Here is an 11,792-nt window from a genome sequence, read left to right as displayed (position 1 = left end):
CCTTGGCAAATGCTGCTTCAATTTTAAACTGATTCAAAAAAGCAATTTTAATTTTTATCTTTAAGCCCTTTGGGTTTTCAAAGTGAACAACCAAATGTCCAATCCATGCGGATTAAAAAATGACTTCAAGAAGAAAAGTAATTCAAACCCTTGGCTTGGCGGGTGCCACAGCTATTCTACCTATTAATACCTTCGCTACTACTATGGCAAAGCAAAAAATGATTCACCAGGTCTACTTCTGGTTGCATGACGTCGCTGACACGCAAGAATTTTTGACCCAAGCAGTACCCATGTTGGGAAAATGTCCCACCGTTGGGAAATTTATCGCTGGAGTTCCAGCCGAAACTGAAAAAAGAGAGGTAGTCGACCACTCTTGGCAGGTCTGCTGCACCGCCTTTTTTGACAGCCTTGAGGATCAGTTGGCTTACCAGACCGAACCGCTTCACCTGGAGTTTATCGAAAAGTACTCCAAGATGTGGAAAACCGTAAAGGTGTACGACATCGCAATCTGAGAAACCTTTTATCAGTCTTGCCTCGTATCTTCCTAAAAATCATATCATGAAAAAGCTCAATTGGATCGTTGGAATCGTGTTGGTGGGATTTTGGGCTTGTGATCCTAAAGAAAAACCTACACCGGATCCAGCCGGATTGGAAGTCAAAGAGGCGATTTTCGAAAGCATGAACGAGTGGTACTATTGGAATGAAGAGCTTCCAGCCACAGTAGATTATTCGAAATTTGCTTCCAATGAGGATCTTCTAGACGGGATCATTTTCAAACCTTTGGACAGGTTTTCTTACCTGACGACCCAGGAGGATTTCAATAATGCTTTTGTGGGCAAAAATGCCGGTCATGGATTTGGCTTTGCATTTACAGCTGAGGAAAAGCTATATGTCTCCTTCGTTTATGATGAATCTCCTGCTGGAAAAGACGGTTGGAAAAGAGGATGGGAAATCACCGGAATAAACGGAAAACCGATCGCAGACTACAAGACCAGCACCGGCGGATATGATTTCAAACTAGGCGGCCCGGATCCCGGCATTTCCAATTCTTTCACTTTCAAACTGCCGGACGGAAGTACCACCACCCGCACCAACATCAAAGCAGAATATCAATCCAATTCAGTTTTGGATCAGCGGGTGTTTGAATTGGGTGGAAAAAAAATTGGCTATTGGGCTTACAGCAGCTTTAAAGCCACCGCAGGACTGAGCCCAACCCGCAGTGCGGAAGTTCAGTCATCTATGGAGTATTTCCAAACTCAGGGTATTCAGGAATTGATCATTGACCTGAGGTATAATGGAGGTGGATCGGTAGCCGTGGCCGAACAGATCTCAAATTACCTGATCCAAAGTTCGAATTCAGGCAAGTTGATGTACACCAACAAGTTGAATAAACTGAAGACCAGCCAAAACACTTCCAAGAATTTCTCCAAAATCGGAAATCTGAATCTAACCAGACTGATTTTCATCACTTCCCGCGGTTCTGCTTCCGCTTCTGAATTGGTGATCAATAATCTGGAACCTTACTTCGACATCGTTTTGATCGGAGACAATACTTATGGAAAGCCAGTTGGCTCTTTCCCTCTCTCAAGATATAACCGCGTGCTAGAAACCAACAATGTGGAGCTCGTTCCCATCACGTTTGCAACAGCAAATTCTGAGGGAAAAGCAGAATACTTTGACGGATTTCCTGCCAATTTCAGCGTGGGTGATTCTCCACAAGTTGGATGGGGGGATACAAAGGATTTACGTTTAGCCGCTGCACTTCAATTTGTGCAAAACGGGAATGTCAGTGGCAGGATGCTCGACACCTATTTCAAACCTAAATGGGAAATGATCGACGCATTCAAGGGACTTCAACAGGAGTTTCCTGCCTATTAAAACGAAAGCCCGATCAAATGACCGGGCTTATTTCATTTCTTATGCCTCTCAATCAGTACCTCCATCACCTCATCCAGCTCGTAGCCTTTGGCTTCCAGCAAAATCAGGTAGTGAAAAAGTAAATCAGCCGCTTCACCCAGGAAAAGCTCTTTGTTGTCATCCTTGGCTTCGATCACGATTTCCACTGCTTCCTCTCCCACTTTTTGAGCTATTTTGTTGATGCCTTTGGCAAAAAGTGAAGCCGTGTAAGATTTCTCTGTAGGATTGTTTTTTCGGTCTTTGATGATGGTCCGCAACTGATCGATAAAACCTGTTTTCGAAGAATTGATTTCATCAAAACAGGTATCCGCTCCCGTATGGCAAACCGGCCCTCTTGGATTTGCTTTTATTAGAATCGAATCCCCATCGCAATCACCACTCCAGGACACCAATTCCATAAAATTGCCGGAGGTCTCTCCTTTGGTCCAGAGTCGGTTTTTGCTCCTGCTGAAAAAGGTCACCATGCTGGTTTCTTGGGTTTTAGCCAAAGCCTCGGCATTCATATAGCCCTGCATCAGGACTTTACCGCTCAGGGCATCCTGGACAATCGTTGGCACCAAACCTCCCATTTTCTCGAAATCTATACTTCTATCACTCATTTCTATTTTCTTATACTGATTTCAGAATTGGAGAGATACCTCTTCAACTCAGGAATTCCTATCTCTTTAAAGTGAAAAATACTTGCTGCCAAGGCCGCATCTGCTTTTCCAAAGGTAAACACATCTTTGAAATGCGCCATTGTCCCTGCACCACCTGAGGCAATCACTGGAATGGACAAAGCAGAAGAAATCTCAGCCGTAAGTTCATTGGCAAAGCCGGACTTGGTGCCGTCGTGATCCATGGATGTAAGCAAAATCTCACCCGCACCTCGGTCGGCTACTTCCCTTGCCCAAGTTTGGGTTTTGAGCAAAGTGGGTTTTCTTCCTCCATGGGTATGGACAAAATCCAATCCATCCAAATTCCGGGTATCGATAGCGACTACGATGCATTGGGAACCAAACTCCCTGGCCATCTCATTAATCACTCCGGGATTTTTCACCGCTGCAGAATTGATCGAAATCTTATCCGCTCCTGCTGACAAAAGCACTTTTACGTCTTCCACGGTGGAGATTCCTCCTCCTACGGTAAAAGGAATATTGATCGCCTTAGCGACTTTGGTCACGAGTTCCGCCAAGGTCTTTCGCTTGTCCACAGTAGCCGTGATATCCAGAAAGACGAGTTCGTCCGCTCCTTCGTCAGAGTAGATTTTTGCCAACTCGACCGGATCACCGGCATCTCGCAGCTGGACAAAGTTGACTCCCTTGACCGTGCGGCCGTCTTTGATATCGAGACAGGGGATGATTCTCTTAGTCAGCATTTTATAGTATTCAAAACTTCATTATTCATCATTCGATGCTCAGTATTCGATATTGAAAATTTACGATTTATGATTTTTGATTTACGACCTTCAAAACAACCTCAAACCTGATAACCAAAGCTTAAGATTCCAGATTTGGTATTTGAAGTTCAGATGGACCTCGTAAATCGTAATTCTTAAATCGTAAATCATACAAATTTGGCTAACTCCTCCAAGGTCACTCTACCCTCATAATACGCCTTGCCGACGATCGTCCCATAAACTCCGATTTTTTCAAGTTCTTCCAGATCTTTTACTGAGGAAACTCCACCACTGGCAATCAGCTTTAGTTCGGGAATTTCCTGCAAAATCTCCTGATACAAGTCCACCGAAGGTCCTTGTAACAATCCATCTTTGGCAACATCAGTACAGATCACGTAGCGAATTCCTTTGTCGAAATAGCTTTTGATAAATGGAATCAAATCCACGGAAGTAGTCTCCTCCCAGCCTCCCACGGCGATTTTCTTGTCTTTGGCATCGGCCCCAAGGATGATTTTTTCTGTACCATAAGTTGAGATCCAAGTATCGAAGAGTGTTGGATTTTTCACCGCAATACTGCCTCCGGTCACTTGTTTTGCTCCAAGGGCAAATGCCTTTTCTATTTCTTCATCAGCCTGAATCCCTCCACCAAAATCAACCTGTAAACTTGTTCCGGCGCAGATCCGCTCTAGGACATCTCCATTCACAATTTTCTTGGCTTTGGCACCATCGAGATCTGCGAGATGCAGACGCCGAATCCCGGCTCCTTCAAAGCGCTTGGCCATTTCGAGCGGGTCGTCATGGTACTCTTTTTTGCTGCTGTAGTCGCCCTGACTGAGCCGGACGCATTTGCCTCCGATGAGGTCTATAGCGGGAATTATGAACATTGTAGAATTGGAAAATTATGGATGGATTTATGATTTGCGAATTACGATTTACGAGGTGATTTTGAACTTCAATCCTAATTTTTGAAAGTCAAACATTTTGAATTCAGTTTTGTGGTTCACAAGAAGGTCGTAAATCAAAAATCGTAACTCGTAAATTCTTTCAAATACTTAGAAAATTAGCCAGCAACTTCTCCCCTACTGTACTGCTTTTCTCCGGGTGGGCTTGAATCGCCCAGAAATTATCCCGATGTAAAATGGCAGTAAAGTCGTGAATGTAATGTGTGGTTGCGATGGTATACTCGCTGAGCTCAGCGTAAAAGCTGTGGACGTAATACACAAATGGATTTGCAGGTAAATCTGTGAGTAGCGGGTTTTTAGCCAGATTTTCGAGTTCATTCCAACCCACATGAGGCACTTTGAATTCCTGAGAATTTTCAGGAATAAAGCGCTTCACTTTCACCGGAAAGATCCCCAGACAGGCCGTATCATTTTCCTCGGAATGCTCGCAAAGCAACTGCAATCCAAGACAAACCCCCAGAAATGGCTGTTTCAATTCCTTGATGAGTTGATCAAGCTTTCTGGCTTTGAGGTAGTTCATGGCTGTACTTGCCTCTCCCTGTCCGGGAAAGATGACCTTGTCCGCAAAGCGGATTTTCTCCGGATCATCCGTGAGTTCGGCATCCACCCCCAATCGCTCCAGAGCGTATAGGACAGACTGTACGTTGCCGGAATTGTATTTGATTACTGCTATTTTCATTTTTAAGTATCAAGACACAAGACTATTATCATTCTTATGTACCATCTCTTTAGTCTTTTGTCTAACCTCTTGTTTCTTTCTCAGCTAACATCTCTTCTAGCACCTCCTCGATCACCGGAAGTGAATTGAAAAGCTGCTCGTAGCTGTCGATCACAAAATATTTATCCTGAAAGTGGTCTTTCCAGTACTCAGTATTCAGGATTTGGCGGACATCGTAAGGGAAGTGCTTGGGTTGGTCGGATAGGGAAAACTTCGTCTCTCCAGCCGAACTCAAAATTCCAGCTCCATATATTCTAAGTACTCCCTCTTCCCGGATCAAGCCAAATTCAATCGTAAACCAATAAATACGGCTCAGCAACTGGATCGCCCAAGGATCATTGATATGCTTCAGTGCGATTCCGGAAAGATTTTCCAGAAAGTCCACGTAATGCTGATTAGTTAACAGCGGCATGTGGGCAAAGGCATCGTGAAACATATCCGGCTCCTCGAGGTAGTCCAGCTGATCCATTTTTCGCAGCCAGGTGGATGAAGGGAAACGCCTGTTGTTCAGCAAGCCGAAAAACAAGTCGTCGTCAATCAAACCCGGCACCACATGCACGGCCCATCCTGTGGTCTTAGTGAGGACCCCGTTTAGTTCCTCAAAATTGGCGATGCAGTCCGCGTTAAACTTCACCGCTTTGACACCTTCCAAATAAGCTTTTGAAGCCGCTTTGGGAAGATTTGGCATCTGCCGCTCAAAGAGAATTTTCCAGACATTGAAGTCCTCCTCGGTGTAGGCCGCATAGTCCTGCCTCAGTTCTTTTAATCTCGGGTCGGTAAAGACCCAGTCTTTGGGTTTAGTACTCATATTCTATTTGGGTTTATTTTACTCTTCTGCTGTTCTGCTGCCCTGCTTCTCCAGAAGCTGGACTGATTTAATCGAACTGGAATTGAAATGCTGCTTTAGGAAAAGCAGCATAACCTCCTGGTTGGTTTAAAACCAAAAAAGGCCTAATCCGATACGGAATAGGCCTAATTTATTTTTTCCCAAAAACCAATTCATTCCTATTCCCTCAATAGAGTAGATGATAAGAATGATGCACATAGGTTCTTGGTGTTGGATTCATGGTGTGAATTTACACAGATGATTCGCTTGCAGCAAACTATTTATAAGAGATCGAAAGTTTTTCTTTTGGCGAAAATCTCCCGAATCCAGGCCGCCAGTCTCGCACTCTGAGCAAAATCCAAAGTCTGTTGTCCGTCAGAGTAAGCTTTTTCCGGCACTTCGTGGGATTCGTAGATGATGCCGTCCGCTCCGGCCATTACTCCGGCTAAGGCCATCTGAGGCACATAAGCCCGGATACCAATTCCGTGAGATGGATCGACGATCACAGGTAGGTGGGATTTGGCCTTCAGGATCGGAATTGCATTGAGATCCAAGGTATTTCTGGAAGCGCGTTCGTAGGTTCGAATACCCCGCTCGCAGAGGATCAGTTTTTCATTTCCTCCGGAAAAGACGTATTCCGCAGATTGAAGCAGTTCCTCAATGGTACCTGAAATCCCCCGCTTGATCATCACCGCTTTGTCGACTTTGCCGAGTTCATCCAAGAGGTTAAAGTTTTGTGAATTGCGAGCTCCGACTTGGTAGATATCCACGTACGGATACATTTCCTCAATTTGGGAGGTTTGCATTACCTCGGTCACGATCTTGATGCCGGCAGCTGAGGCGATGTCATGCCAGAGCTTGAGACCTTCGAACCCTAGGCCACGAAAGGCATACGGACTGCTTCGGGGTTTGAACACGCCACCGCGCATCATGGTAATGTCATTTTCCACGCAGTGCGCCACCACGGCTCGGATTTGTTCTTCCGTCTCAATCGAACAAGGTCCGGTAATGATGGCCATTTCCCCATCCTTGATAAAAACACCGTCTCCCAGATCCACAGAGGTAGGCTTGGCCTTCCACTTTTTGGAAACCAACTTGTACTCGTCTGATACGATGTGGATGTCTTTGATTCCATCCATCTGACCGATTTTGCGGATATCGAATTCATTCTTTCCGATCCCTATGAGGTAGTCTCCCAATTGGGTTTTGACCTCGGTGGTCTTGTAGCCGATCTCATTGACTTTGGAGATGAGTTTTTCTTTTTGGCTGTCGGAAATGTCGGGTTGAAGTTGAATTATCATTTCGATTTACGAATTACGATTTTTGATTTACGAGGAGTTTTCTAGAGTTGAAGCTTTACAAGTGCCAATCCTTTATGAACGGAGACTTTTTAATCTTTCAATTTTTCACTCCTCTTAAATATTCCTGAATGTCTTGACTGAGATTTTGTGCGTCTTTGATTTTCTTGATAAAAGCCGATCCGATGATGGCTCCATTACTGTAATTAGATGCGGTCGTAAAAGTCTCGGCATCCGAAATCCCAAAGCCGATCAAGCGGGGATTTTTCAAATTCATGGCTTTCACCCGCTCAAAATAGGCAATCTGCTCCTCGGTGATTCCCGACTTTGCTCCGGTGATCGAGTGTGAAGATACCATGTAGATAAATCCGCTCGTGTTTTCGTCAATCTCATGGATTCGTTTTTCTGAGGTTTGGGGAGAAATCAGGAAGGTATTCACCAAACCATATTGTTCGAATAATCCTTTGTAATCCTCCAGATATTGCTGCATCGGCAAATCCGGCACAATCAATCCGTCGATTCCGACTTCCTTGCATTTCTTGCAAAAGTCCTCCATTCCGTACTGCATGACCGGATTAAGATAGCCCATCAAGACAACAGGAATATGGATTTTGGCGCGGAAACCCTTCAATTGCTCGAACAGTTTTTTCATGCTCATGCCATTATCCAGTGCGATCTTGTTGCTGTCTTGGATCGTCGGGCCATCAGCAACCGGATCGGAATAGGGAACTCCAATCTCAATAATGTCCGCTCCCCCGGCCTGGATCGCCTCCATAATCGGCAACGTGTCTTCCAGATCAGGAAAACCTGCGGTAAAATAGATGGAGAGCACCCGCTCTTTTTGGGTATTGAATAAGTAGTGTATGCGATTCATTTTTAAGTACGATTTACGATTTACGATTTACGAGGTGGTGGGTCGAGTTGAAGACTTTTCTAAATTCAAACCATGGAGAATTCTAAAGAAATTGTCGTTTCAGGTTCATTTTTACCTCATAAATCGTAAATCAAAATTCAAAAATTATATATCCGAAATCCCAATTCCGAAATCAATATCCTCCCCACTTAATATACGTCTCCAGATCCTTGTCTCCCCTACCGGAGAGGTTGATCACAATCACGTCGTCTTTGCTGTACTCGATCATGTTCAGCGCATAGAGCGCATGGGCTGACTCGATGGCCGGGATAATTCCCTCCAAGCGGCTAAGTTCTATCCCAGCTTTCATAGCGTCTTTGTCATCCACTGCCACAAATTCGCCTCTTCCCACATCAAACAAATGTGCATGAACCGGCCCGATGCCTGGGTAATCCAATCCTGCAGAAATGGAGTGCGGCTCGACGACCTGCCCGTCTTCGGTCTGCATTAGGATCGTCTTGGATCCGTGCAGAATCCCCGGAGTTCCTTTGGCCGTGGTAGCTGCAGTCTTTCCCGAATTGACACCCAAGCCACCCGCTTCCGCAGCGACCAATCTTACTTCTGGGGAGTTGTAATAATGGTAAAATGCTCCTGCAGCATTGGAGCCTCCGCCTACACAGGCAATCACGATATCCGGATTTTCCCGGCCTTCCTTTTCCATGAGTTGCCACTTGATTTCCTCTGAAATCACCGACTGAAACCTAGCGACCATCTCAGGATAAGGATGCGGACCGACAACCGAACCAATGATGTAGTGCGTATCCACCGGATTGTTGATCCAGGCACGCATGGCTTCGTTGGTGGCATCTTTGAGGGTTTTGGAACCCGAAACAGCTGGAATCACCTGAGCTCCGAGGATCTTCATCCGCTCCACGTTGGGTCGCTGCCGGGCAATGTCGATTTCGCCCATATAGACCGTACATTCCATGCCCATCAGCGCACAGACTGTAGCGGTGGCCACGCCATGCTGACCGGCACCGGTCTCGGCGATGATGCGTTTTTTGCCCAGTCTTTTGGCCAAAATGATCTGGCCGATGGTGTTGTTGACCTTGTGTGCTCCGGTATGGCAGAGGTCTTCCCGCTTGAGGTAGATTTTTACCCCATATTTCTCAGACATCCGATTGGCAAAATACAGGGGAGTCGGACGGCCTACATAATCCTTCAGCAAGCCTCTGAATTCGTCCTGAAATTCTTTGGAAGCCATGATGGCTTCATAGTTTTCTCTCAGTTCCTCCACGTTGGGATACAGCATTTCGGGAATATAAGCCCCGCCAAATCTGCCGTAAAAGCCCTTTTCATCCACCTTAATCATGATTCAATAGTTATAAGGTTATTAGTTATTGGTGCCTGAATGAGACAGGCGACGTTTAAAATTCTTGAGTTTTTCGATGTTTTTCAGGCCGGGAGCATCCTCGAATTTAGAGTTGAGATCCACGCCTTGGAGTTGTGGGATTTGCTGGCGCAAAGCCAAAACTTCATCACCACTCTCTTCATCCAATCCTCCACTCAGCAAAAAGCCTTTGTCGAAGGGATAGGTTTCCAAAACTTTCCAGTCAAACTTTCTTCCTGAGCCTCCATGAGCTGAAGTCGAGGTATCAAACAAGAACTTAGTCACATATGGCAAGTAGCCTTCCAGGCTTTTCCAGTCAATCTCCTCTACCACCGAAATCACTTTCCAGAGTTCGCAATTGGTCTTTTCGGACAGATTTTTCACAAACTCCGGCGTCTCGCTTCCGTGAAGCTGGATCGCTGAAAGACCAAAATCTGACGCTTTTCTCAGGATTTTCTCCTCGGTTTCATTGACAAAAACACCAACTTTTTTCACCTGAAGTTCTTTAAACTCTGTAGCAAGGTCATCCGAAACATAGCGTGGAGACTTGGGATAAAAGATCAAACCCATCCAGTCCGGTTTCACTTCAGAAATCAGACTCCGGATATTTTTCGGTTCCCGCATGCCACAGACTTTGAGTTCCATCAGGCTTTGGTCAGTTCGGAAGCTGCCAGGAGCTTTCGGTATTCTTTGATAAAATTATAAGCGGCCTGCTCTGGACGGCTGGATTTCATGAAATTCTCTCCAATCAGAAATCCATCAAAACCTGCTTTTTTCAATTCAACCATGGTATTCGGATCGGAAATCCCACTTTCGGAGACTTTGACGAAAGAAGCAGGAATCTTGTCTACCAATGCAATAGAGGTATCCACCGAGACTTCAAAGGTCTTCAGGTTTCGGTTGTTGACTCCGACGAGGTCCAGGTTTTCGCAGAGACTGCGCTCCAGCTCCTCTCCGTCATGGACTTCCATCAGGACTTCGAGCCCCAAGCTTTTTGCAAAAGCCGCCAAAGACTTCAGCTTGGCAGGCTCCAATGCGGCAGCGATCAACAAAATGCAGTCTGCTCCGATGGATTTGGCTTCGATGATCTGGTATTCGTCCACGATAAAATCCTTTCGGATAATGGGACAAAAATTGAATCTTCGGGCTGCTTTCAGATCCTCGCTGGTACCTCCGAAGTACTCTTTGTCAGTTAAAATCGACAAAGCCGAAGCTCCTGCCTGCATGTACCCGATGCTGACTTTCTCCACAGAAGCCGAACCATTAATCATGCCCTTGGAAGGAGACTTCCGCTTGAACTCGGCAATGATCCCTGACTTCTCAGGATTAGTAACGTATTTTTTCATCGAGACTACTTTCCCTTCGAAATAAATGCTTTGCTCCAGAAGTTTAATGGGGAGAAGACTGCTTCTTTCGGAAACTTCCCTGTACTTATCTGCGATGATTTTTTCTAAAATATTCATGGTAATACTTAGGCTAGCGATACTGAGGTTTTGGGATTAACCAGACCGTTAAATACCCTGAGTGCCTTACCACTAAGCAAGACTTCCTCTGCGAGTGCCACTGCATCCGGGAAACTCAAGCCTTCTCTGGCAGTCACCAAAGCTGCGGCTGCATTGGCGGTCACTACAGCGTTTTGGCTTTCGGTCCCATTCCCTTTGAGTACATTTTCAAAAATTTTGGCGGATTCCTGAACGGTATTTCCACCGGCTATACTTTCAGGAGCAAGTCTGGAAAGCCCGAGATTTTCAGGTCCCAGTAACTTTTCCCCCTGATTGGAAATCATTTTGAAAGGACCTGTCAGGGAGATCTCATCATACCCGTCGATAGAGTGAAGGATGGAGAACTTGCCTTCCATTTCCTGGTAGAGATAGCCATACAAGCGCGAAAGTTCCAGACTGAATACTCCGACCAACTGCTTTTTGGGAAAACTTGGATTCACCATCGGACCCAGCATATTGAAGAAAGTTTTTACGCCAAGTTCCTTGCGGATTGGAGCGACATTTTTCATCGCAGGGTGGAAAAGTGGGGCGTGCAAAAAGCAAAGTCCCGCCTCGTCCAAGGAGCGGCGAATTTCACTCAGTTCATTGGTGAATTCATAGCCGAAATAAGACAACAAATTCGAAGAACCACAGATAGAGGAAACACCGGTATTTCCATGTTTGGCCACATTTTGCCCAGCACCTGCCACAATGAAGGAAGCCAAAGTGGAAATGTTGAAAGTGTCCTTTCCATCTCCGCCCGTACCGCAAAGATCCATGGCATCGTATTCATCGATCTCAACCGGAATACAAAGTTCCAGCATTGCTTCCCTAAATCCACGAAGCTCCTCCACAGTAATGGAGCGCATCAGATATACGGTCATAAATGATGCAATCTGACTTTGGTTGTAGGATCCTGTCGCCAGGTTTTTGAGCACTTCCCGGGCATGGTCCTGGGAGAGTGTCTTA

General features: G+C 45.6%; 13 protein-coding genes. 2 read left to right on the top strand and 11 right to left on the bottom strand.

The window, feature by feature from the left end:
• The first annotated feature begins 119 nt into the window (after nucleotides 1-119).
• Nucleotides 120-512: a Dabb family protein gene (locus tag B0E43_RS17055; protein WP_077351991.1), complete on the top strand. Its 393-nt coding sequence runs from the start codon at nucleotides 120-122 to the stop codon at nucleotides 510-512.
• A gap of 46 nt (nucleotides 513-558) precedes the next feature.
• Nucleotides 559-1,878 (top strand): S41 family peptidase, encoded by a 1,320-nt coding sequence (locus tag B0E43_RS17050; protein WP_077351989.1) that lies wholly within the window; start codon nucleotides 559-561, stop codon nucleotides 1,876-1,878.
• 32 nt (nucleotides 1,879-1,910) lie between these two features.
• Here the strand turns inward: B0E43_RS17050 and hisIE are convergent, their stop codons facing one another.
• The 11 genes from hisIE to trpD form a co-directional block, all read right to left on the bottom strand.
• On the bottom strand, nucleotides 1,911-2,516 hold the full coding sequence (gene hisIE / locus B0E43_RS17045; RefSeq protein WP_077351987.1) for a bifunctional phosphoribosyl-AMP cyclohydrolase/phosphoribosyl-ATP diphosphatase HisIE: 606 nt from the start codon (nucleotides 2,514-2,516) through the stop codon (nucleotides 1,911-1,913).
• Between the two features lie 2 nt (nucleotides 2,517-2,518).
• Nucleotides 2,519-3,274 carry an imidazole glycerol phosphate synthase subunit HisF gene (gene hisF, locus B0E43_RS17040; protein ID WP_077351985.1) on the bottom strand — a complete coding sequence of 252 codons (756 nt, stop codon included), beginning with the start codon at nucleotides 3,272-3,274 and terminating at the stop codon, nucleotides 2,519-2,521.
• A 188-nt stretch (nucleotides 3,275-3,462) separates the two neighbouring features.
• On the bottom strand, nucleotides 3,463-4,179 hold the full coding sequence (gene hisA, locus B0E43_RS17035) for a 1-(5-phosphoribosyl)-5-[(5-phosphoribosylamino)methylideneamino]imidazole-4-carboxamide isomerase (protein ID WP_077351983.1): 717 nt from the start codon (nucleotides 4,177-4,179) through the stop codon (nucleotides 3,463-3,465).
• A 160-nt stretch (nucleotides 4,180-4,339) separates the two neighbouring features.
• Nucleotides 4,340-4,936 (bottom strand): imidazole glycerol phosphate synthase subunit HisH, encoded by a 597-nt coding sequence (hisH, locus tag B0E43_RS17030; protein ID WP_077351981.1) that lies wholly within the window; start codon nucleotides 4,934-4,936, stop codon nucleotides 4,340-4,342.
• Nucleotides 4,937-4,997: 61 nt separating this feature from the next.
• The gene (locus B0E43_RS17025) at nucleotides 4,998-5,783 is read right to left on the bottom strand and encodes a phenylalanine 4-monooxygenase (RefSeq protein WP_077351979.1); all 786 of its coding nucleotides are present in this window, start codon (nucleotides 5,781-5,783) and stop codon (nucleotides 4,998-5,000) included.
• A gap of 299 nt (nucleotides 5,784-6,082) precedes the next feature.
• Entirely contained in the window at nucleotides 6,083-7,102 is a 1,020-nt protein-coding gene (locus B0E43_RS17020; protein WP_077351977.1) for a bifunctional 3-deoxy-7-phosphoheptulonate synthase/chorismate mutase, read from the bottom strand.
• 97 nt (nucleotides 7,103-7,199) lie between these two features.
• Entirely contained in the window at nucleotides 7,200-7,973 is a 774-nt protein-coding gene (gene trpA / locus B0E43_RS17015) for a tryptophan synthase subunit alpha (protein WP_077351975.1), read from the bottom strand.
• Nucleotides 7,974-8,145: 172 nt separating this feature from the next.
• The gene (trpB, locus tag B0E43_RS17010; RefSeq protein WP_077351973.1) at nucleotides 8,146-9,324 is read right to left on the bottom strand and encodes a tryptophan synthase subunit beta; all 1,179 of its coding nucleotides are present in this window, start codon (nucleotides 9,322-9,324) and stop codon (nucleotides 8,146-8,148) included.
• A 21-nt stretch (nucleotides 9,325-9,345) separates the two neighbouring features.
• Nucleotides 9,346-9,987 carry a phosphoribosylanthranilate isomerase gene (locus B0E43_RS17005; protein WP_077351971.1) on the bottom strand — a complete coding sequence of 214 codons (642 nt, stop codon included), beginning with the start codon at nucleotides 9,985-9,987 and terminating at the stop codon, nucleotides 9,346-9,348.
• Nucleotides 9,987-10,805, bottom strand: a complete 819-nt coding sequence (gene trpC, locus B0E43_RS17000; RefSeq protein WP_077351969.1) for an indole-3-glycerol phosphate synthase TrpC — start codon at nucleotides 10,803-10,805, stop codon at nucleotides 9,987-9,989. Before trpC ends, B0E43_RS17005 begins: the two co-directional genes overlap by 1 nt.
• Nucleotides 10,806-10,813: 8 nt before the next feature.
• A partial coding sequence (gene trpD / locus B0E43_RS16995) for an anthranilate phosphoribosyltransferase (RefSeq protein WP_139352806.1) occupies nucleotides 10,814-11,792 on the bottom strand: 979 nt, incomplete at its 5' end.

Origin of the sequence: Algoriphagus sp. A40 (genome assembly GCF_002002735.1) — a bacterium.
Lineage (GTDB): Bacteria > Bacteroidota > Bacteroidia > Cytophagales > Cyclobacteriaceae > Algoriphagus.
The sequence above is the reverse complement of the archived record's forward strand: the minus strand, read 5'-3'. Positions and strand labels throughout refer to the sequence as shown.